Source organism: Silvibacterium acidisoli (genome assembly GCA_022870745.1).
Classification (GTDB): Bacteria; Acidobacteriota; Terriglobia; order Terriglobales; family Acidobacteriaceae; genus Silvibacterium.
In genome coordinates this window covers 3190374-3210516 of the sequence record CP085323.1, presented here as the reverse complement: position 1 = coordinate 3210516, position 20143 = coordinate 3190374, and the positions used below count along the sequence as shown (strand labels likewise).

Genomic DNA, 20143 nt, shown 5'->3' with positions numbered 1-20143 from the left:
AAGGCTGCCGTATTCTCCAGCTTCCCGCCTCACCGTGAGCTTCCGGCTCGGAGAGCCGGCGTTTCCTCTATAATCGGGAGAAGATTTCACAGAATTTGCTGCGAGCAAGCCTGGCTGGATGGGACGGTTTTATTGAAGAACAGCGTTGGGTCATACTTCGATTCGCTGTATGACGCGATTAATTCGACGATCTACACGGACCACACTGGTGCGGTCATCGATCGCGGCGACGCCTACGAAGCAGCGCTGCGACTGGCCGACGATGCGATTACAGCCGGCAACCGGCTCATGTTTATCGGTAACGGCGGATCGGCCGGCATTGCCAGCCACATGGCGATCGATTTTTCCAAGAACGGCAAAATGCCCGCCATGGCCTTCAACGACGGTGCGGCGCTAACCTGTCTCGCGAACGATTATGGCTACGAGGAAGTCTTCTCGCGCCAGATCGAGTTCCATGCGCGGCGCGGCGATGTGCTGGTGGCGATTTCCAGCTCCGGCAAGTCTCCGAACATTCTGAATGCCGTCGCAACGGCGCGTTCGATGAGCTGCAAGGTCATCACCTTCAGCGGATTCGACGCAGACAATCCGCTGCGCGCGATGGGCGACGTGAATTTCTACGTCGGCAATCATCAGTATGGAATGGTCGAGGTTGCTCATACGGCACTGGCGCATGCAATCGTCGACCTGAAGTGCGCGGGCGTTCTTAACGCTGCAGCGAAGAGCCTCGTCTAACCCCAGAGGTCCTGGAATGATCATCAGCAAGACTCCCTGCCGTATCAGCTTTGCGGGCGGGGGCAGTGACATTGCGTCCTTTTATCGCGAGTACGAGGGCGCGGTGGTCAGCGTGGCCATCAATAAGTACATCTACGTCAACATCAACAACAAGTTCGATCACCGCGTGCGCGTGAGCTACTCGAAGACCGAGGAAGTGGACACGGTTAACGATGTGCAGCATCCGCTGGTGCGCGAGTGCCTGAAGATGCTGCGTCCGGCGGGCGGTATCGAGATCACCTCGATCGCGGATATTCCATCGCGCGGTTCGGGTCTCGGGTCTTCAAGCTCATTTACGGTGGGCCTGCTGAACAGCCTTTTTGCGTTCATCGGCTCGCATGCTTCTCCGGAAAAGCTGGCGCAGCTGGCTTCGGAGATTGAGATTGAATTGTGCGGGCAGCCGATCGGCAAGCAGGATCAATACGCCGCTGCCTACGGCGATCTACGGATGTATCGCTTCCTCTCCGATGGGTCGGTCGCTAACTCTCCAATCATCTGCTCGCCCGCGACACTGCAGAAGCTGCAGGACAACCTGATCCTCTTCTACACGGGCATTACCCGTTCGGCGAGCGAGATCCTGGAGAAGCAGACGCAGGCGCTGGGTTCGAATGGAAAAACGATCGAAGCGATGCGCGCGATGGTGGAGCAGGCGCACGCCCTTCGCTATGAGATCGAGAACAACCGGCCCGATTCGCTGGGCGAGATCCTGCATGAGGGCTGGATGCGCAAGCGCTCGCTCTCAGAGGGCATCACCAGCGGGCAGATCGACGACTGGTACAACCGTGCCATCGCGGGCGGTGCGGTTGGCGGCAAGATCCTGGGTGCGGGTGGAGGAGGATTCCTGCTGCTGTATGCTCCGCAGGAGCGGCATTGCGATATCGCGACGGCGTTGAGCGAATTGCGGCGCGTGCCCATTCGCTTTGAGCGCGAAGGCAGCAAGATCATCTTTTATCAGCCAACGGAGCTGGATGTGGATGGCTCCGGATTTCCTGCATCGAGGATCTGATTTGCATCCTGTCTCCCATCCCGATCACGCTGCGACGTCCCTGGTGACGGGCGCAGCGGGCTTTATCGGCAGCCACCTGGTCGATGCGCTGCTGGATCGGGGCGACCGGGTGATCGGGGTCGACAACTTCGTGCGCGGACAACGTGAGAATCTTGCGCACCTGTCTGGCTGCGAAAGGTTTCACCTGATTGAGGCAGACCTGTCGAGCGAAGAGGGATGGCGAGGGCCGCTGACTTCCCTTCTTGAAGAGGAGATGGTGCACTCGCTTTGGCACCTGGCAGCGAACTCCGATGTGGCGGCCGGCGTCGCGGATTCCGATGTGGACCTGCGGCAGACTTTTCTGACGACGATAAGCGCATTACGGATAGCCCGCGAGTTCCAGATCGGTTCCGTGCTGTTCACTTCAAGTTCAGCCGTCTACGGAGAAAGCGACCGGGAACTGGATGAAGACTCCGGTCCGCTCTGCCCGATCTCGAACTACGGCGCGATGAAACTTGCCAGCGAAGCGGCGCTGTCTGCCGCCTGCGGCTCATGGCTGCAGCGTGGCGTGGCTATGCGGCTTCCCAATGTTGTCGGAAGCCGATGCACGCATGGGGTACTCTTCGACCTGCCGAAGCGGCTGGCTAAGGATCCGGAACGCCTTGAAGTGCTGGGCGACGGATACCAGCGCAAGCCCTATATGCATGTTCGCCGGATCGTGGAAGCGCTGCTTTTTCTGGAGGATCGAGCTCCAGCAGGCTTTGGCCGCTTCAATATCGGTCCGGAAGATGAAATCACGGTGCGGGATATAGTGTCCCTGCTGACCGGTACTCTCGGGCTTTCGCCGGAGGTGCACTACGGGGGCGCCGATCGGGGATGGGTCGGCGATGTGCCGCACTATCGCTATCGAACCGGCCGCCTCAGGTCCCTGGGATGGCGTGCGCAAGAGAAGTCCGCGGAGGCCGTTGGTACCGCCTGCATGGAACTGGCACAAAACTGGAAGGATTCCCGATGTTCGCAGTAATTATCGCCGGTGGCAAGGGTACGCGCCTTGCGGAACGGACCGGCGGATTCCCCAAGCCCCTGGTTCCGGTGAATGGGAAGCCTCTGCTGGCGTATCAACTGGAATTGCTGGCCCGGCATGGCTTTAAGAAAGTCGCGCTACTCTGCGGATACGGCGCCGGCGCCATTCGCGAATTCTGTGGAGATGGCTCTCACTGGGGACTGGAGATTGCCTGCTATGACGAGCCGCGTCCTCTGGGAACTGCCGGGGCGGTTATCTTCGCCTTGCCTCATCTGCCGGAAGAGTTCTTCGTGCTCTACGGGGACACGATGCTGGACGTCGACCTGCTGCGGATGCAGGAGGCTCACGCCGCGAGCGGAGCAGCCGCGACACTGTTTCTCCATCCCAACGATCATCCCCAGGATTCGGATCTTGTAGAGACAGATGAACGCGGGCGGATCCTGCAGTTCCATCCCTACCCGCATGCTGGAGATGCCTGCCTGCCCAACCAGGTGAATGCGGCTCTCTACATTCTGAAGGCATCAGCGCTCGATGGCGTCACCCTGACCGAGAAGCCACTCGATTTCGGCAAGCATGTATTCCCGGAGATGCTGGCAGCGGGCATTGCCCTGCAGGGCTATCGCAGCCCTGAATACATCAAGGACGCGGGCACCCCGGAGAGACTGGATAAAGTGAGCGCCGATGTCGCCTCGGGGCTGGTAGCCCGTAGCGGCCTGCAGCAACCACGCGGGACGATCTTTCTCGACCGGGACGGCACCATCAACGAGGAAGCCTCGTATATTCGCACTCCCGGCGAATTACGGCTCTTGCCCGGCGTGGCCGAGGCACTGCGAATCCTGCGGGGAGCAGGATTTCGCATCGCCGTTATTACGAACCAGCCGGTGGTCGCTCGCGGGGAGTGCACAATCGACGACCTGACCCGCATTCACCACCGGATGGAGATGGAGCTGGGGCATGGCGGAGCCTTTGTCGATGCAATTTATGCCTGCCCGCATCATCCGCATAAGGGCTATCCGGGCGAGGTACCGGAGCTGAAGATCGATTGCGACTGCCGCAAGCCCGAAATTGGCATGGTGAAGGCGGCGGCGCTGGCTTTGAACTCCGATCTCGAGAACAGCTGGTTTATCGGCGATTCGACCGTAGATGTGCAAACAGCAAGGAATGCGGGGATCCGGTCGATATTGCTGGAGACAGGGTTTGGCGGCAAGGACGGGCGACACGAAGTGACAGCAGATCTTTATTTTCCAGATCTTTTGACGGCAGCGAAATACCTTGCAAATCGCCCCTAAGTTAATGTGTGACCAGCAGTTGACCGTTCTGTAAAATAGAAACTGGATGTTTTTCGAACCGCGAGCTACGGCTGAGCGATTTCCACTATGACTCTCACTGCAACTCTCTTGTTTTCGATCGCGTGCATCGGCACGGTCTCTTCGACAGTATTTCTGTTTCTCGCCATTTTTGGCGCCCGCAAGTTTCATCGCCAGGCGGCGGAGCAGGTTACAGCAGCCAGCCGCATTTCGGACGACCAGCTTCCTCCTGTTTCTCTTTTGAAACCCCTGCATGGATGGGAGCCGCAACTCGATAAGAACATCGAGAGCTTCTTCCAGCAGGACTATCCGAACTACGAAATTCTGCTTGCCGTCGACACCGAGGACGATGCCGCGCTGCCCATTGCGCGGGCGCTTTGCGCGAAGTATCCGCATGTTCCGTCGAAGGTACTGATCACAGGCGAGCCTTTGTGGCCGAATCCTCCTGCTTACTGTTTCTCGCGTATTGAGAAAGTTGCGGCGCACGACATCCTGGTAACGAGTGACAGCGATGTGATCGTGGATCGCGACTACCTGCGCACCATCGTGCCTCCGCTGATGGAAGAGAACACGGGCATGCTGACTTGCGTGTATCGCGGCCTGAATACGGGTGGCTTCTGGTCTGAAATGGATTCCATCGGCATGAGCGTCGAGATGACCGCCGGCGTGGTGATTGCGAACATGATGGAGGGCATGAAGTTCGGACTTGGCCCCACCATCGTGGTGCGGCGCGATGCGCTCAAAGCCATCGGCGGGTATGCCTCGCTGGGCGACTACTTCTCAAATGACTTTGTAATTGGCAATATGATCGCCGATGCGGGATACACGGTCGTGCTTTCGCGGCACATCATCTCGCACGTTGTACCGCCGATGAGCTTCCGCAAGATGTGGCAGCGCCAGGTGCGTTGGGCGGCGGGCACACGCCGCTCGCGTCCGCAGGGCCATTTTGGTACGGGGCTGGTTTATGCCGTCCCTTATGGGCTGCTTGGATTTGTCAGTGGACTTTTTCTGCATCATCCGCGTGTTGGTGTAGCCATGTTGGCCTGGTCTGTCGTCAATAGAATGATCGAGTCACTTGTGATCGGCTGGGGTATTACCCGGGATCGCCGCTGCCTCACACAGCCCTGGCTCTATCCGGTTCGCGATCTGCTTGGATTCGCGGTCTGGGTGGCGAGCTACCTTAACAGCAACATGCGCTGGCGCGATGGCCGATTTGAGCTCGTACGCGGCGGAAAAATTCTTCAGCGGGACCGCGACGGCAAGGTCGTTCACATGAACGCAGCCCTATAGATTGCTTGCTGTATCCCGCCTGAAGCTCGAACATGGAAGTGTATGACTTTTCGTGAAGTTTCAAGCGGCGCACAGCCGACGCCGCAGACTGTTTCCGTACCTGTTGTCTTTCTCCCGTCCAACTCCGTGTTTGTTTGCGGGGTCCAGCGTTGACGGCGGGTAAGACTGCGCTGATTATCGGCGCTGGTCCGGCGGGACTCACGGCAGCTCTTGAATTCCTTCGGCAGACAGATATTCGCCCTGTCGTCATTGAAGCCACGCATCGCATCGGCGGAATTTCATGCACGATCGAGTACAAGGGCAACCGCATGGACATCGGCGGTCACCGCTTCTTCTCGAAGAATGACCGCGTCATGGAATGGTGGACTGACCTGATGCCGATTGCCGGCGAAGGTGAGTCGACCGCGTCGATCCGTTACCAGAACAAGTCACGGCAGGTTGCGGCAGGCAGAGCCTCCGAGGACGATGACCTGGTGATGCTGGTGCGTCCGCGCCGCAGCCGTATCTACTTCCTGCGCAGCTTCTTCGACTACCCCATCGCCCTGAACGGCCAGACGATTAAAAATCTTGGACCGTGGCGCATGCTGAAGATTGGCCTCGGCTATCTCCGCGCCAAGGTGTTTCCGCGCAAGAACGAGAAGACGCTGGAAGATTTCCTGATCAATCGTTTTGGTACGGAACTTTACCTGACCTTCTTCAAGTCCTACACGGAAAAGGTGTGGGGAGTGCCTTGCGACCAGATCAGCGCGGAATGGGGCGCTCAGCGCATCAAGGGCCTTTCGCTCCGTACCGCCATCGCTCATTTCCTGAAAAAGACTTTTGGCAAGAAGAGTTCGGGAGACATCACGCAGAAGGGTACGGAGACTTCGCTGATCGAGAAGTTTCTTTACCCGAAGCTTGGCCCTGGGCAGCTCTGGGAGCACGTTGCTTCGCTGGTCCAGGAAAAGGGCGGCGAAGTCCGCATGCAGACGAGGGTGGACAAACTCCACGTCGAGGGAAACCGCATCGTCTCGGTGGAAACCGTGAATGTTGCTGGTAAGCGCGAAACCATTGCTGCAGACTATGTCTTTTCGACGATGCCGGTGCGCGAACTGGTCCGCAGCCTCGATATTCCGGTGCCAGAGGAGATTCGACAGATCACTGAGGGGCTGGTTTATCGCGACTTCATCACGGTCGGTCTGCTGGTGAATAAGCTTACGGTGACGGAACCGGACGGTTCAGCGCTCAAGGACACCTGGATCTATATCCAGGAACCGGATGTGCTGGTGGGGCGGCTGCAGATCTTCAATAACTGGAGCCCGTACATGGTGGCGGATCCATCGAAGATCTGGATCGGGCTTGAATACTTCTGCTACGACACGGACGAGCTCTGGAACAGGCCGAATGATGAGATTGCGAAGTTTGCGATTGCCGAGGTCGAGAAGATCGGCATTCTGAAATCCGCCGATGTGCTGGATGCGCATGTCGTGCGCGTTCCCAAGACCTATCCGGCTTACTTTGGAACTTACGATCGGTTCGATGAAGTGATCCGCTACATGGATCGCTACGAGAACCTTTTCCTGGTAGGCCGCAATGGCATGCACAAGTACAACAACCAGGATCATTCCATGCTGACAGCCATGGCAGCCGTCGAGAATATTGCCGCGGGCAATCTGAGCAAGGATTCGCTCTGGCAGATCAACACCGAGCAGGAATATCACGAAGAGAAGAAGGACTGAGCCTCAGGGCCTAAAGGCCCGTATATGCCACGTATGAATGCGCGGGCTAAAGCCCGCGCCTGCCTGTTCTTCGCTTTCGTACAGTGGACTGCTATTCCCACTTGCTGCCGTGGCGGGCGAGCCACCAGCAGGGGGCCACTCCGTGCGGCAACAGCGAACGCTCGCAGATTTGCGGCGAGGAACCGAGGTAGTCGTACTCGGCCTTGTTCCCTTTCAGGTCCGTCGAGAGGAAATGCTTTACCTGCACGGTGCTGTAGCCGGTTCCGTGCGCGATCTTCACCCGCAGCACCGTCCAATCCACTGCATACACCACGATGATGAGAATCAGCAGGACGCGGATGACGACGCGAAGGGAGATCTTCATTCCTATCGTTCCACCGTTGGCAAGGCTGCGAGAACATCTTCCGGTTCGGGTCGGACACGGAAGTCGGCGTGGGCCTCGGCAAAGAGGACGGTTCCGTCGGGAGAGATCACGTAAGTCGCAGGCAGCAAGAGGCGCCAGCTCTGATCTCCGTTGACGAAGGGAATGTTCACCAGGACGCTGCGGTAATGCTGTTGATGGAAGGGTGGAATGGTGTAGGCGAGGCCGAACTGGCCTGCGACCTCGCAGCCGCTGTCGTGGAGGATCGGAAACGGGATTGAATGCTGCTCGACCGTGAAATCACTTTGACGAACGGTCTGCGGTGAGATGCCTACGAACAACGCTCCGCGCTCGCGAACGAGCGGATAAAGATCTCGCCACTCTTCGAGTTCGGTGACGCAGTAGGGACACCAGCGGCCACGGAAGAAGCTCAACACGACCGGGCCGAGCGCCAGCAGGTCTGACGACTTCACGGTGCGGCCAGTTGAATCCGGAAGCGAGAACTCGGGAATCTTGGCGCCAACCGGGAGAATGTTCTGCTCGATGCCGGTGGCAAAGAGATCTTCTACCGCCCGCTCGTTGACGGCAAGCCGCTCGGGCTGCACGAGGGTACGGGTGTGAGCGGTGATCTCGTCGAGTTGGTCCTGAAGACGCGGCATAACTGGCTACTGACCTATTTTAATGAAAGGTTGGTGCGGCTCACTGCCCGAGAAGGATCACTTTCTCTTTGTGCGCTGCCTTGCGAAGATCTTTATCCAGCGTAGCTAATGGAAGACTACGCCGCAACGCCAACTCCAGGTATGCTGCGTCATACACCGTGAGCTTATGTTGGTGCGCTAGTGCGAGTGTTCGGGACCAGGCGTGTACTGCGGTTTCTGCATCGATATTGATCGGCATCAGAGCCAAATCCGTTAGTGCCTGATCGCGAAAGCTTATGTCATTCCGGCCACGCCGGATGCCTGATTCGAGGATGTTGGCGATTTCGAGCTTCCAGAGAGGCGGAACCCATGCACCGGACTGGGCCAGCAACTTGGCTACCTCGTCGGTCTTCTCTGTAGCTTCTTCGGCATAGAACCATGCCAGGGAAACAGAGCTGTCAAGTACGAGGCTCATGGACGGCCAGCGTCGCGGTCGGCCTTAAAATCTTCCCAATGAAATTCGCCGGCCTTCAGCTTCTGTGCGCGCTGGCGGATACGCTCAAACGCGGCAAGGGCCTGCGCCGAGTCGATCCGCCCAAGGCTCGGAACCAGCCGCGCTACAGGCTTTCCGTGCCGGGTGATGACAACCTCTTCACCCCGCTCAACGCGATCCAGCAAAGAACCTAACGTATTTTTGGCTTCAAAAGCTCCGACTTCCAGCATTTGTACCTCGACACGCTAGCCTATCTAAGCTAGCTTAAGCTAGATTATACGCCTAGCGTCCCATTCCCTTCATTCCGCTGAGCATGCCCATGGCGCGGCGCTGGAGCATGCCTCCCTTGCCGACTCCCTTAAACATCTTGCGCATCTGCGCGTACTGGCGGAGCAGCTGGTTGACTTCCTGAACGCTGGTTCCTGAGCCGTTGGCGATGCGTTTGCGGCGGCTGCCGGAGATGATCTCGTGGTTATTGCGCTCCTTCGGCGTCATCGAGTTAATGATGGCCTCGACGCGCGAGAACTGGCCTTCATCGACCTGATCGGCCATCTGTTGCATACCTTGAAAAGGTCCGACGGAGGGCAGCATCTTCATGATGTTCTGCAGCGAGCCGAGTTTCCGGATCTGGCGGAGCTGGTCGCGGAAGTCTTCGAGCGAGAAGCCGTCGCCGCTGAGCGCCTTACGGGCGAACTCTTCCGATTTCTTCTTGTCTAGGGTCTCTTCGGCCTTCTCGATGAGCGTCATGATGTCGCCCATCCCGAGGATGCGGCTCACGATGCGGTCGGGGTGGAAGGCCTCGAAGGCGTCCGGCTTTTCGCCGGTGCCGATGAACTTGATGGGCTGGCCGGTAACGTGGCGGATCGAGAGCGCGGCACCGCCGCGGGCATCGCCATCCATCTTGGTAAGAACGACGCCGGTAAGCGCCAGGCGCTTGTGGAACTCGTCGGCGGAACGCACTGCGTCCTGACCGGTCATGGCGTCAGCGACGAAGAGGATCTCCTGCGGGGCGAGCAGCGTCTTGAGCTTCGCCATCTCGTCCATCAGCTCGCCGTCTACGTGGAGGCGGCCTGCAGTATCGACGATGAGGGTGTCGCAGCCGCTGTTGACGGCTTCACGGCGGGCTTCCTTCGCCAGGCGCTCGACCAGCGGCGTGCCGGCGGGCTCGCCCTTGGTGTCGCCTTCATAAATCTTGGCCTTGATGCTGTTGGCAACAACCTTCAGCTGCTCACGGGCGGCAGGGCGATAAACGTCAACCGAAACCAGCATGGGGCGACGGCCGCCCTTCTGCAGCCACGCTGCGAGCTTGCCGGTGGTGGTGGTCTTACCGGAACCCTGCAGACCGGCCATCAGGATCACTGTCGGCGGACGGGGGGCGAAGTTGAAGCGGGCGGTGTCCTTACCCAGAAGCGCAACCAGCTCGTCATGCACGATCTTCACGACCTGCTCGGTCGGCGAAAGGGCGGTCAGGACTTCCTGGCCGAGCGCCTTTTCGCGGATGTGCTCGATGAGTTCCTTGACGACGTTCAGGTTGACGTCGGCCTCGAGCAGGGCGACGCGAATTTCGCGCAGCGCCTCCTGCATGTTCTCCTCGGTGATGGTGCCCTGGCCGCGAAGATTTTTGAAGGCCCGCTGTAGTTTCTCTGAAAGATTCTCAAACATGGTGGTCTCTATAAGTTTATCAGCGTCGCGGGGACTGGATAGAATGCGGTAACAGAGGAGAAAGCGATGTCTTCAGCGCCATGGAAAGCGGATGACCCGGCGGCCGGAGAGGGTATTCTCGACCGGAACAAGGGCAGAATCGCCTTGACGAGCTTCCTGCTGGCGCTGCTGCAGAGCATTTGCAGCGCCGTGGTGGCGGTAAACGGCCTGCGGCTGGCTATCGGGCTCGGAGCGGTAGTACTGAGCTCGGGTGCGATGGGAACGCTGGTCCGCTTTCACGTCGACTGGATCCGCATCCCCATGATCGTGCTGGCGGTTGCCGGGTCGGTGCTGAACCTGGCTATCCTGGCCCATGTGCGCTATCTGCGTAATCGCCCTTCGTCCCAGTGGCGCCGTCAGCCTTTGAGTGCTCATGCCGCGCGCATGGAACGGCTACAGATATGGCTCGCGGTGCTGACATTTGTCCTCGTCGGCATCGAAGAAAGCCTGCACTTGCACTTTCATCACCACCTGTAACTTTTCGTCCTGGTTGGGCTCTAAGGCTTTGAGGACGGGAGAAGAACGATGAAATCGCTGGCGGATATCTATGCAAAGTTTGTGTCGGCAGTCTCGGCGCTGCAATCGCCCTTTCTGCTTGCTGTCCGGCTCTACTGGGGTTACCAGCTGATGCAGACCGGGCTGGGCAAGCTCCGCCACCTGGACAAGATCACGTCGTTTTTCCAGAGCCTGAATATTCCCCTGCCTGGGTTCAATGCGCACTTTGTTGCCGGACTGGAATTTTTTGGCGGCATCCTGCTGATGATCGGGCTCGGTTCGCGGATCGTGAGCCTGTTGATGTGCGTGAATATGCTTGTCGCCTACTGGACAGCCGATCACGAGGCGCTGACCTCGTTCTTCTCTGATCCCGGCAAGTTTTATGCCGCCGATCCGTTTACCTTCCTCTTCGTCTCGCTGATCATCCTGATCTTTGGCGCCGGATTCTTCTCACTGGATAAGGTGATCGCCACGCGCTGGATGGAGCGGAAAGCAGGCTGATGGCGATTGCAGCAGAGGCACGAGACGAGGCCGGGATGATTGCCGCAATCGTTGCAGGCGATTCCCAGCTTTTTCACGAGCTGATTCGTCCGTATGAACGCAGCGTCTACGTTATGGCCTTCTCCATGATGAAGAACGAGGCAGACGCGGAGGATGTTGCACAGGAAGCTTTTCTGAAAGCCTTCAGAAACCTGGCGGGTTTTCGCGCGGATGCAAAGTTCAGCACCTGGCTGATCACGATCATGCTGAACGAGGCGCGCAACCGGCTTCGCCGCAGCAGTACAGCCAAAACAGAATCGCTCGACGACACGGACCCGGAGACAGGATCTGTATCTCCCGCTGTGCTGGTGGACTGGCGCGAAATTCCGTCGGAGACGCTGGAGCGGGCAGAGGTTCGCTCACTTCTCGAGAACGCGGTAAAGGCGCTCCCGGAGATTTATCGCCAGGTCTTCCTGCTTCGTGATGTAGAAGGGTTCAGCGTCAGCGAAGCGGCGGAAGCGCTGAAGATCAGCGAAGTAGCGGTCAAGGTGAGACTGCATCGTGCACGTATGATGCTGCAGAAAGCACTGGCCCCGGTACTGAAGAGCATGACTCCGGCCAGAAGGAGGTGGTTCTCATGGTCATAGACTGTAAACATGTTTGGGAACACATCTCCGGGTTCATTGACGGCACGCTAGACCCTGCCGTACGGGAGATGGTGCAGCGGCATCTGGAGACCTGCGAGATCTGCTCCGCCGTTCTCGACTCAACGCGGAATATTCTCATTCTGACGGCAGACGATCGCGTGTTCGAGCTGCCGGTCGGCTTCAGCGAGCGGCTGCATGCGAGGCTCGACGAGGCGATGCGCGAAGAACCGCCTGAGAATTAGCGGGAGGGCTGCTCCATCATGCGGCGAACGGCGGCCAGCTTTGCCGATTCGTTGAAATGAATCTCTCCCTGTATGGATTGGACGCCCAGATCCTTCCATAGCGCATCGAGATCAACCGTCTCCGGCGACTGGCTCCATTTGCGATAGAGCCTGGTGAGAACCGGCGTGCCGGTGGCCCGATCTCCTGCTTCGAGAACTTTCTCTACCGGCCAGTCGTGATCGATGGTTCCACCGGCGGCAACAATACCCCGGAAAGCATCCTCAACGCCTTTGCGGTTGCCGGTCTGCTGGCGGATGCTGATGTCGGCCACAAGATAGAACAGCGCTCCGCCCCAGTAGGTTCTACCCCAGGTATGGGTGCGGTCGAGCCCTTCATCGCCGGAAGCAGGCTCGCCATTCGGCATGCCTGCAATGGTTTCTTTCCAGAACTCTTCGCGCGAGAGCTGCCCCGCCTGCATGCGAGCGACCGGCTCGATGTAAGTGGCCATGCCTTCTTCCATCCAGTGATGGTCCCGGGTAAGGCTTGGGAAGGCCATGTGGGTGAGCTCGTGGGTCATCATCCAGTCCGCGGCAAGCTCCTGCGAGGTGGTATGTTCGCCCACCGAGATGCGGGTGAATCCCGGCGCTCCCTGCATGTCTCCCCAGGTGGTTCCGTGAGAGACTCCGCTACGGCCTTCGCCTGGAACTACCAGAATCTGCGCCTGTTTCAGAGGAAAGGATCCGTAGTAGAGCGAAACGGCCTTCGCTGCTCTCTGGACCCATTCGAAGATGGCGCTATCGCCGGCGTCCAGATGGCCTTCGGCCAGCTTAACCTGCAACTGTGCGCTACCTACGGCAAGACTGCGTTCTGTGCGAACCGGGTGGTTTGCCGCCGGGCTGCCCTGCTGGGCAGGCAGTGAGGGTAAGGTGAAGCTCACTGCTGCCAGCAGAACACCGAAAATCCGGGAACCGGATCTCAAAGAGATCACCATCAAGCTTTGACGGCGAGCAGATCAATCTTGTCAATTTGCGGGGGCTTCGCCAGCAGTTCGTCAGCTTTACTCATCAGGGCCTTTGCGATCTCCCCATTTAGATGGGCGTCGCGCCCCGTTTCGGCCGCGAACGTGTCGAAGATGCCGAAAACTGTCGAGCTGATTTTGATGGCATACCAGCGGATGGTGTCTTTTTCCTGCTGGGCGAGGGGAAGAGCTGATTTCAGGAAAGCCTCTAGCTCGGCTTCCTTACCGGGCTTGGCATGCAGGGTTGCGAGCAGACCGATCGATTCCACGTATTCCTCCATTTGCCAGTAGGACGCATGCGGCGCGACTAAGGTTACGCGAGAATGCCGGTGAAGGGCCAGCGGAAGTGTGAATCTCGGCCCTGACACGGGTACATCACGAACAGGTTCTACGGAATCAAACCAGCTATCAGTCTGTTTCTATGCGTTCAAACCAGCTTGCACGGTATCCTCAAAAGTTCTCTCACAGTGACATTTAATGAATGGGAATGAATAAAAGACATATCGCAGTTGTGGGCGCCGGCCCTGGTGGACTAGCGGCCGCAATGATTCTTTCCCAGCGTGGTTTCCGCGTCCAGATCTTCGAGAAAGAAAAGGTAACCGGCGGACGAAATGCCGAGGTCACACTTGGAGATTACCGCTTCGATCTTGGACCAACCTTTCTTATGATGAAGTTCCTGCTCGATGAGCTTTTCGAGGAAGGTGGCCGCAAGCTCAGCGATTACCTCGACTGCAGGCCTCTCGACCCCATGTACGAGTTGAGCTTTCCGGGCAAGAGCATGCTGGCGCGATCGAAGCCGGAAGATATGAAGGCCGAGATCGAGAAGGCCTTTCCCGGTGAAGGTGCGGGGCTCGATCGTTTTCTGGCCCGCGAGAGCGAGCGGTTCCGCAAGCTCTATCCATGTCTGCAGCAGCCCTATGGAACGATCACCAGCATGGTGAGTCCGACGCTCTTCTCAGCGGTGCCGCATATCGCTGCGGGACGTTCGCTCTATGAGGTATTGGCGGACTACTTCCGGCCCGAAGAGTTGCGGCTCGCGTTTACATTTCAGTCGAAATACCTGGGAATGTCGCCGTGGGACTGTCCTGGGCTGTTTGCGATGATCCCCTATACGGAGCACGCCCATGGTGTGTATCACGTGCAAGGCGGACTCTGCCGCATCAGCGATGCGCTGGCTGCGGTCGCGAAGGAAGAGGGTGCTGAGATTCATACCTCCTGCGGTGTGCGCCGTGTTCTGCTGGATGGCCGCAAGGCGTGCGGCGTGGAACTCGAAAATGGTGAACGCGTGCTTTGTGACGACGTAGTGATCAACGCCGATTTTGGCACTGCGGTCAGCACACTTTTCGACCAGAAGGATCTTCGCAAGTACACGCAAGAGGATATGCAGAAGCGGAAGTTTTCCTGCTCGACCTTCATGATCTATCTCGGCCTGGACAGGACCTTCGATACGCAACATCACCTGATCCTGTTTGCCGAAGACTACAAGAAATGCCTCGCGGACATCACGAAGAACAAGGTGATCTCGGAAGATCTTTCTGTTTACATTCGGAATGCTGCTGTCACCGATCCTTCGGTCGCTCCTCCTGGTCACTCAGCGCTCTACATTCTTGCACCGGTTCCGAACAACACGAGCGGGATCGACTGGGAAGCGCAGAAGAGCGTTTATCGCGAACGTATTTTTCAGTTGATGGAAGAGCGCACGCCTTACAGAGATTTCCGCAAGCATATTCGCGAAGAGATGATCGTGACTCCGGCGGATTGGGAAAAACGCTCCGTTTATCTTGGCGCGACATTCAACATGAGCCATGACTGGAAGCAGATGCTCTATCTGCGTCCGCACAATCGCTTTGAAGAGTTCTCAAACTGCTATCTGGTAGGCGGCGGCACGCATCCGGGTAGCGGCCTGCCTACCATCTTTGAATCAGCTCGCATCTCTTCCAACCTGATCTGTGAAGAATATGCAGTGAAATATCCCCGGGCAAAATCCTTCGCAGAATTGGCAATCGCGTGACCGAGTTCATTCTGGCTGAGGAACGGCTGCGCCTGGCGCGAAAAGTACAGGCTCCATGGGCGAAGCTGCCGGTACGCGAGCGCTGTCGAGTACTGAAGAAGCTGAGGCACTTGATTGCTGCCGAAGTGGATGAACTGGTGGAGATCATTTCCGCGGATACAGGCAAGCCGGCGCTCGATGCGCTCTCCGGCGACTTGATGGTCACGCTGGAGCAAATGCGCTACTACGAGGCAAGCGCTCCGCGGCTGCTGTCAACGCGGAAGATAGACAAGCCCGCAATTCTGTACTCAGGTGCGTGCTTCGAAGAACGACGCGAGCCGCATGGCGTAGCGCTGGTGTTCGCGCCTTACAACTACCCATTTCAGCTTTCGCTGCTGCCTGCGTTGACTGCGCTGTACGCGGGCAACGCCGTTGTCTTGAAGTGCTCTGAAAGAACGCCTCGCACCGCGCGGGCGATTGCGACGTTGTGTGAGCGGGCAGGTTTGCCTGAAGGGCTGATGCAGGTGGTGGCGGACCGCCCTGAAGATGCCTCCGCGTTGATCGACGCACGACCCGACGTAATCTTCTTTACAGGGAGCACTGTGAATGGACGAAGCATTGCCGCGCGTGCAGCGCAGTACCTGATCCCGATCACGCTGGAACTCGGGGGGAAAGATGCGGCCATCGTCTTTTCTGACTGCGATTTCGATCGCACGGTGGAAGGAATCCTCTACGGAGCCTTCGCCAATGCCGGCCAGGTGTGTGTGAACACGAAGCGGCTATACGTTGAAAACCGCGTATACGACCGCATGCTCGACGCGCTCACGTCGCGAGCGAAGACGTTACGCAGCGGCACTGGACGCGATGCTGATATCGGAAGCCTCATTGGCAACGACCAGAAGATCCGCCTCGATGCTCAAGTCGAAGAGGCCCTGCAGGCAGGCGCTGTCCGCCTGACTGCGGAAACGGACGATGTCATTATCCTTTCGGATGTTCCGCAGAACGCACGGCTGCTTACTGAAGATTGTTTTGGACCTGTCCTTTGCATAGCGCCGTTTCGCGATGTGTCCGAGGCGATCAAGGGCGCGAACAGCAGCAGGCAGTCTCTGACATGCAGCATATGGACGAAAGACATCCGGCGCGCTGAACAGATCGCTAACTTACTGCATGCTGCAAATATCTCCATCAATGACGTGATTCGAAATATTGGAAATCCTTACGCCTCATTCGGTGGAAACAACGACAGTGGATACGGAAGATATCGTGGACCGCAGGGGCTATACACGTTCTCGCGCACAAAGACGGTCATGACACTGCAAGAGACGAAGCCCCGCGAAATACATTGGTTCCCTTTTACTGCGAAGACCTACGCCGCACTGCACAAGCTGATTTCGTTTCGTCATCGCAACCAGGGGCTGATGCAACGGCTTCGTCATCTGCTGCCGGCGGCATTTATTTTGCTGGCGACGCCGGTGCTTTATTCGGAATCGCCCCCAGCTGCGCATCTCTTCATCAACGTTCAACTACCCGCCGCCGCGCATGGTGAACTCGGATACCTTATCTTCTCCTCGAAGACAGGCTTTCCAGACACTCCTTCCAAAGCGCTGAAGGGCGGATTTGTTGCTGTCAGAGGTGGCGCAACCGCGATGATGATCGACGCAGGGTTGTTGCCGCCGGCGAGTTACGCAGTCACCGTATACGAAGACACGAACGGCAACCGCAAGCTGGATAAGAGCCTGATCGGAATTCCGAAGGAGCCGGTAGGAGCTTCGAATAACCCGGCTCCGCGAATGGGTCCGCCGCGCTTTGGCGATTGCGTCTTCGCACTCAAAGGGAGCCGTCAGACGATTTCAGTGAAATTGGTGGATACCGGTGCCTGAGCCTTCTACTCGTAACAAACATGTCGTCGTGATTGGTGCGGGACTGGGGGGAATGTCCGCCGCAATCATGCTGGCGATGAACGGCTTTCGAGTGACGATCCTCGAAAAGAACGGCAATGCCGGGGGCAAGCTGAACCTGCTCGAAGAAAGGGGATTTCGCTTCGATCTGGGGCCTTCCATATTTACGCTGCCGCAGATTTTTCGGCCCGTGTTTGAGAACAGCGGAAAGACCCTTGAGGACTACGTGCCGTTGGAGCGCATCGATCCCCAGTGGCGGAATTTCTTTGAGGATGGCACTGTCGTCGATCTGTACGAGAAGCCCGAACAGATGCGCAAGGAGCTTGAGCGCTTCGGCCCCGGCGCATACGAAGAGTATGTCGACTTCCTCAAATATTCGCGGCTGCAATACGAGATCGTAGAGCGGGGCTATTTCCGTGAAGGGCTGGATACCTTTTTCGATTTCGTTCGTTTCTATGGCCTGCAAGATGCGCGTGGCCTGGATTACATGGGGACGATGTCGAAAAGTATCTTTAAACGGGTTCGCAACGCCTACCTGCGCAGCATACTTGAATACTTCATCAAGTACGTCGGATCTTCCGCGTCCGATGCGCCTGGTTTCATGAACCTGATGCCGAACATTCAGATGGAGTTCGGACTCTGGTACGTGCGCGGCGGCTTGTACCGGCTGGCGGAAGCGTTTGTAAAGCGGCTGGGTGAAACCGGCGTTGAGCTTCGTCTCCATCACGAAGTCACGAATATAGAAAAGGCCGGCGATCGTGTGACGGCAGTGCAGGGCACGGCAAATGGAGAGAGCTACCGCATCGAAGCGGACTACATTGTCTCCAACATGGAAGTCATTCCCGCGATGCAACGACTGTTAAAGGAACCAGCTTCACGCATGCGCAGGGTAAACAAGTATGAACCTTCCTGCTCCGGCATCGTGTTGCACCTCGGCACAGATCGCGTCTACCCGCAGCTTGCGCATCACAACTTCTTTTATTCGAAGGATCAGCACCGGCATTTCGATCGCGTCTTTCACGAGAAGAAGCTTCCCGACGATCCAACGATCTACCTGGTTGCGCCAACGCGAACAGACCCATCGCAAGCGCCTTCCGGATGCGACAACATTAAGATCCTGCCGCATATTCCGTACATCAACGATAAGCACGCTTATACGCGTGAAGACTATATTGCGCTGAAAGGACTGTGCCTCGATAAGCTGGAGCGGATGGGGCTGACCGACCTGCGCAAGCATATTGTGGTGGAAGACTTCTGGACTCCGTTCGATATCGAGAAGCGTTACTACTCGAATCGCGGATCGATCTACGGGGTGGTCTCAGATCGGTGGAAGAACTTTGCCTTCAAGGCTCCTAAAAGAAGCAAAGATTATCGCAATCTGTTTTTCGCAGGGGGAAGTGTGAATCCCGGCGGTGGCATGCCGATGGTTACACTGTGCGGGCAGCACGTGGCGCGGCTCATCACAGAACAGGACGCAGAAAAGTGATCCTGCTGGCGGCCCTGTGCGTGACGGGTTTCGCCGCCGGCTTTCTGCTGTTGTGGCGTGTCCCGATGTGCAATGGGGCTCCGGGAATCATCGACAGGCCAACCAGCTTCATCATCCCTGCGAGAAACGAAGCTCATAACCTGCCGGCTTTGCTGCAATCGCTCGGGAACATCTCGGCGTCGCGACACGAAGTCCTGGTAGTCGACGATGCTTCGACTGACGGTACAGGAGATCTCGCGCGCAGTTTCTGCGCTAATGTTATCGTTCCGCCGCCGCTGCCCGCGGGCTGGACAGGAAAGAACTGGGCATGCCACCAGGGGGCGCTGGCGTCCGGCAACGAGTTTCTCTTCTTCCTCGATGCCGATACGCGTTTTGCGAAAGAAGGATACCTTCGACTTCTGCGCTCTCTCGATGGGATGGATGATAAACGCATTGTTGTCTCGATTCTTCCCTATCACCAGACTGAAGAGTGGTATGAAGAACTCTCTCTGTTCTTTCATATCCTGGTGGCAATGGGGGCAGGTGGGTTTGGACCTGTTGATCGCCCTCATCTCTTCGGACAGTCGCTGCTTATCAACCGTGACGCTTATGAGGCCTGCGGCGGACACGACAGCGTTCGTTCATACATTCTTGAGAACTTCGCGATGTCTGAGCGTCTCAACCAGGCCGGATATCGTTGCCGCACCATCGCCGGCCGCGGCGTGCTCTGGACACGAATGTTTCCCGAGGGCTTCGAGCAGTTGCGCGAAAGCTGGACGAAAGCATTCGCTTCCGGAGCGGTGCAATGCTCCCCTCAGGTGCTGGCGTTATCGATCCTATGGTTGTCAGCAGGCCTCGATGCATTTCTTGGACTGATGGGCACGCACCACTGGCTTTTCGCTCTCTTGTATGTTTGCTTTGTCTTGCAGATTGCACATTTCGGACGCAAGCTTGGCAGCTACCGCTTTTTAACAAGCGTGCTTTACCCAGTCGGCCTCGTCTTCTACTTCACGCTTTTCAGCATCTCTCTTACCCGGCGGATTCGCAGGCAGCGGCCTACATGGCGTGGTCGCGAGGTATGAAAGCTGCAATCGTCCTGACGGCAAATCTTCTTGGATGGCCAGTCATCCAGATCGGCATCGCGAAACTTTTCCTCAGGATGCCTTCCAGGAACTTCTCTCCGACGAGCTTCGCTTGCAGACCGCGAAGATGGGAAAGGGATGGAAGGCTCTACACGCACATCCTGCGAATCCGGCGCTGGAAACAGCTTATGCCGGATGGTGCGCCCTGGCTTGGCGGCTTTGCAAAGGCACATTATGAGAAACGCGACGATTCCTATACTCGTCGATTCATCGCGGAGACTTGTCGCGGAGAGATGGCGCACTGGTGCATGCTTGCCTTCACTCCGATCTTTTATCTCTGGAATCCGCCCTGGGCCTGCTGGGTCATGACTGCATATGGACTGCTGGCGAATCTTCCCTGCATTGCGGTACAGCGGCACAATCGCATCGCGATGCTGCGCGTTCTCGAAAAGCTCACTGCCGCACAATGACTGTTCCGGTGATGAAGCGGTTTCATGTACATTGGCTTCCATAGTTGTTTCGGACATTCTGCGCATGCGCTCCCAATTTCAGGCGCAA

Annotated in this window: 22 protein-coding genes; 15 read left to right on the top strand and 7 right to left on the bottom strand. The window is 57.6% G+C overall.

Features of this window, described 5'->3' with window-relative positions; all coding sequences use genetic code 11:
• Positions 1–132 precede the first annotated feature (132 nt).
• The 6 genes from LJD29_RS13585 to LJD29_RS13560 all read left to right on the top strand — a co-directional run bounded on the left by LJD29_RS13585 (position 133) and on the right by LJD29_RS13560 (position 7095).
• A complete protein-coding gene (locus LJD29_RS13585) occupies positions 133–732 on the top strand; it encodes a D-sedoheptulose-7-phosphate isomerase (RefSeq protein ID WP_446742078.1) in 600 nt (199 codons plus the stop codon).
• A gap of 16 nt (positions 733–748) precedes the next feature.
• Complete coding sequence (locus tag LJD29_RS13580; RefSeq protein ID WP_446742077.1) at positions 749–1777, top strand: GHMP family kinase ATP-binding protein; 1029 nt, start codon at positions 749–751, stop codon at positions 1775–1777.
• Position 1778: 1 nt separating this feature from the next.
• On the top strand, positions 1779–2780 hold the full coding sequence (locus LJD29_RS13575) for an NAD-dependent epimerase/dehydratase family protein (protein WP_446742076.1): 1002 nt from the start codon (positions 1779–1781) through the stop codon (positions 2778–2780).
• Complete coding sequence (locus LJD29_RS13570) at positions 2768–4069, top strand: HAD-IIIA family hydrolase (protein ID WP_446742075.1); 1302 nt, start codon at positions 2768–2770, stop codon at positions 4067–4069. Before LJD29_RS13575 ends, LJD29_RS13570 begins: the two co-directional genes overlap by 13 nt.
• A gap of 87 nt (positions 4070–4156) precedes the next feature.
• Entirely contained in the window at positions 4157–5377 is a 1221-nt protein-coding gene (locus tag LJD29_RS13565) for a glycosyltransferase (protein WP_446742074.1), read from the top strand.
• Between the two features lie 149 nt (positions 5378–5526).
• A complete protein-coding gene (locus LJD29_RS13560; RefSeq protein ID WP_446742073.1) occupies positions 5527–7095 on the top strand; it encodes an NAD(P)/FAD-dependent oxidoreductase in 1569 nt (522 codons plus the stop codon).
• 91 nt (positions 7096–7186) lie between these two features.
• Here LJD29_RS13560 and LJD29_RS13555 read toward each other — a convergent pair whose 3' ends face one another.
• Genes LJD29_RS13555 through ffh form a run of 5 tightly spaced genes read right to left on the bottom strand, consistent with a single transcriptional unit; the run spans position 7187 to position 10249 of the window.
• Positions 7187–7459: a hypothetical protein gene (locus LJD29_RS13555; RefSeq protein ID WP_446742072.1), complete on the bottom strand. Its 273-nt coding sequence runs from the start codon at positions 7457–7459 to the stop codon at positions 7187–7189.
• Between the two features lie 2 nt (positions 7460–7461).
• Positions 7462–8115, bottom strand: coding sequence for a peroxiredoxin family protein (locus LJD29_RS13550; protein ID WP_446742071.1), 654 nt, complete (start codon positions 8113–8115; stop codon positions 7462–7464).
• A gap of 40 nt (positions 8116–8155) precedes the next feature.
• Entirely contained in the window at positions 8156–8569 is a 414-nt protein-coding gene (locus LJD29_RS13545) for a type II toxin-antitoxin system VapC family toxin (protein WP_446742070.1), read from the bottom strand.
• The gene (locus LJD29_RS13540) at positions 8566–8817 is read right to left on the bottom strand and encodes a type II toxin-antitoxin system Phd/YefM family antitoxin (RefSeq protein WP_446742069.1); all 252 of its coding nucleotides are present in this window, start codon (positions 8815–8817) and stop codon (positions 8566–8568) included. The genes LJD29_RS13545 and LJD29_RS13540 overlap by 4 nt, the downstream gene beginning before the upstream one ends.
• Before the next feature lie 52 nt (positions 8818–8869).
• Positions 8870–10249, bottom strand: a complete 1380-nt coding sequence (gene ffh / locus LJD29_RS13535; RefSeq protein WP_446742068.1) for a signal recognition particle protein — start codon at positions 10247–10249, stop codon at positions 8870–8872.
• A gap of 66 nt (positions 10250–10315) precedes the next feature.
• Between ffh and LJD29_RS13530 the strand changes: the two genes are divergently transcribed.
• Genes LJD29_RS13530 through LJD29_RS13515 form a run of 4 tightly spaced genes read left to right on the top strand, consistent with a single transcriptional unit; the run spans position 10316 to position 12152 of the window.
• The gene (locus LJD29_RS13530; RefSeq protein ID WP_446742067.1) at positions 10316–10765 is read left to right on the top strand and encodes a hypothetical protein; all 450 of its coding nucleotides are present in this window, start codon (positions 10316–10318) and stop codon (positions 10763–10765) included.
• A 48-nt stretch (positions 10766–10813) separates the two neighbouring features.
• On the top strand, positions 10814–11284 hold the full coding sequence (locus LJD29_RS13525; protein ID WP_446742066.1) for a DoxX family protein: 471 nt from the start codon (positions 10814–10816) through the stop codon (positions 11282–11284).
• Positions 11284–11910 carry a sigma-70 family RNA polymerase sigma factor gene (locus tag LJD29_RS13520; protein ID WP_446742065.1) on the top strand — a complete coding sequence of 209 codons (627 nt, stop codon included), beginning with the start codon at positions 11284–11286 and terminating at the stop codon, positions 11908–11910. Before LJD29_RS13525 ends, LJD29_RS13520 begins: the two co-directional genes overlap by 1 nt.
• Entirely contained in the window at positions 11901–12152 is a 252-nt protein-coding gene (locus LJD29_RS13515; RefSeq protein WP_446742064.1) for an anti-sigma factor family protein, read from the top strand. The genes LJD29_RS13520 and LJD29_RS13515 overlap by 10 nt, the downstream gene beginning before the upstream one ends.
• Here the strand turns inward: LJD29_RS13515 and LJD29_RS13510 are convergent.
• Both LJD29_RS13510 and LJD29_RS13505 read right to left on the bottom strand, forming a co-directional pair.
• Positions 12149–13111 (bottom strand): gluzincin family metallopeptidase, encoded by a 963-nt coding sequence (locus tag LJD29_RS13510; RefSeq protein ID WP_446742063.1) that lies wholly within the window; start codon positions 13109–13111, stop codon positions 12149–12151. The genes LJD29_RS13515 and LJD29_RS13510 overlap by 4 nt on opposite strands.
• A gap of 11 nt (positions 13112–13122) precedes the next feature.
• The gene (locus LJD29_RS13505) at positions 13123–13419 is read right to left on the bottom strand and encodes a putative quinol monooxygenase (RefSeq protein ID WP_446742062.1); all 297 of its coding nucleotides are present in this window, start codon (positions 13417–13419) and stop codon (positions 13123–13125) included.
• A gap of 218 nt (positions 13420–13637) precedes the next feature.
• Between LJD29_RS13505 and LJD29_RS13500 the strand changes: the two genes are divergently transcribed.
• From LJD29_RS13500 to LJD29_RS13480, 5 genes are read left to right on the top strand one after another with little or no spacing between them, the layout of a single operon-like run.
• The gene (locus LJD29_RS13500) at positions 13638–15161 is read left to right on the top strand and encodes a phytoene desaturase family protein (RefSeq protein WP_446742061.1); all 1524 of its coding nucleotides are present in this window, start codon (positions 13638–13640) and stop codon (positions 15159–15161) included.
• Positions 15158–17020, top strand: a complete 1863-nt coding sequence (locus LJD29_RS13495) for an aldehyde dehydrogenase family protein (RefSeq protein WP_446742060.1) — start codon at positions 15158–15160, stop codon at positions 17018–17020. The genes LJD29_RS13500 and LJD29_RS13495 overlap by 4 nt, the downstream gene beginning before the upstream one ends.
• A complete protein-coding gene (locus LJD29_RS13490; protein ID WP_446742059.1) occupies positions 17013–18524 on the top strand; it encodes a phytoene desaturase family protein in 1512 nt (503 codons plus the stop codon). Before LJD29_RS13495 ends, LJD29_RS13490 begins: the two co-directional genes overlap by 8 nt.
• The gene (locus tag LJD29_RS13485; RefSeq protein WP_446742058.1) at positions 18521–19585 is read left to right on the top strand and encodes a glycosyltransferase family 2 protein; all 1065 of its coding nucleotides are present in this window, start codon (positions 18521–18523) and stop codon (positions 19583–19585) included. Before LJD29_RS13490 ends, LJD29_RS13485 begins: the two co-directional genes overlap by 4 nt.
• On the top strand, positions 19564–20055 hold the full coding sequence (locus tag LJD29_RS13480; RefSeq protein WP_446742057.1) for a glycosyl-4,4'-diaponeurosporenoate acyltransferase CrtO family protein: 492 nt from the start codon (positions 19564–19566) through the stop codon (positions 20053–20055). Before LJD29_RS13485 ends, LJD29_RS13480 begins: the two co-directional genes overlap by 22 nt.
• Positions 20056–20143: the final 88 nt, after the last annotated feature.

What these genes read in the sequence shown, in the direction of transcription:
- LJD29_RS13540 (WP_446742069.1), bottom strand. Translation starts at nt 8,817, where the DNA reads ATGCTGGAAGTCGGAGCTTTTGAAGCCAAAAATACGTTAGGTTCTTTG.
- LJD29_RS13550 (WP_446742071.1), bottom strand. Translation starts at nt 8,115, where the DNA reads ATGCCGCGTCTTCAGGACCAACTCGACGAGATCACCGCTCACACCCGT.
- LJD29_RS13570 (WP_446742075.1), top strand. Translation starts at nt 2,768, where the DNA reads ATGTTCGCAGTAATTATCGCCGGTGGCAAGGGTACGCGCCTTGCGGAA.
- LJD29_RS13545 (WP_446742070.1), bottom strand. Translation starts at nt 8,569, where the DNA reads ATGAGCCTCGTACTTGACAGCTCTGTTTCCCTGGCATGGTTCTATGCC.
- LJD29_RS13555 (WP_446742072.1), bottom strand. Translation starts at nt 7,459, where the DNA reads ATGAAGATCTCCCTTCGCGTCGTCATCCGCGTCCTGCTGATTCTCATC.
- LJD29_RS13515 (WP_446742064.1), top strand. Translation starts at nt 11,901, where the DNA reads ATGGTCATAGACTGTAAACATGTTTGGGAACACATCTCCGGGTTCATT.
- LJD29_RS13525 (WP_446742066.1), top strand. Translation starts at nt 10,814, where the DNA reads ATGAAATCGCTGGCGGATATCTATGCAAAGTTTGTGTCGGCAGTCTCG.
- LJD29_RS13530 (WP_446742067.1), top strand. Translation starts at nt 10,316, where the DNA reads ATGTCTTCAGCGCCATGGAAAGCGGATGACCCGGCGGCCGGAGAGGGT.
- LJD29_RS13480 (WP_446742057.1), top strand. Translation starts at nt 19,564, where the DNA reads ATGGCGTGGTCGCGAGGTATGAAAGCTGCAATCGTCCTGACGGCAAAT.
- LJD29_RS13500 (WP_446742061.1), top strand. Translation starts at nt 13,638, where the DNA reads ATGAATAAAAGACATATCGCAGTTGTGGGCGCCGGCCCTGGTGGACTA.
- LJD29_RS13580 (WP_446742077.1), top strand. Translation starts at nt 749, where the DNA reads ATGATCATCAGCAAGACTCCCTGCCGTATCAGCTTTGCGGGCGGGGGC.
- LJD29_RS13520 (WP_446742065.1), top strand. Translation starts at nt 11,284, where the DNA reads ATGGCGATTGCAGCAGAGGCACGAGACGAGGCCGGGATGATTGCCGCA.
- ffh (WP_446742068.1), bottom strand. Translation starts at nt 10,249, where the DNA reads ATGTTTGAGAATCTTTCAGAGAAACTACAGCGGGCCTTCAAAAATCTT.
- LJD29_RS13565 (WP_446742074.1), top strand. Translation starts at nt 4,157, where the DNA reads ATGACTCTCACTGCAACTCTCTTGTTTTCGATCGCGTGCATCGGCACG.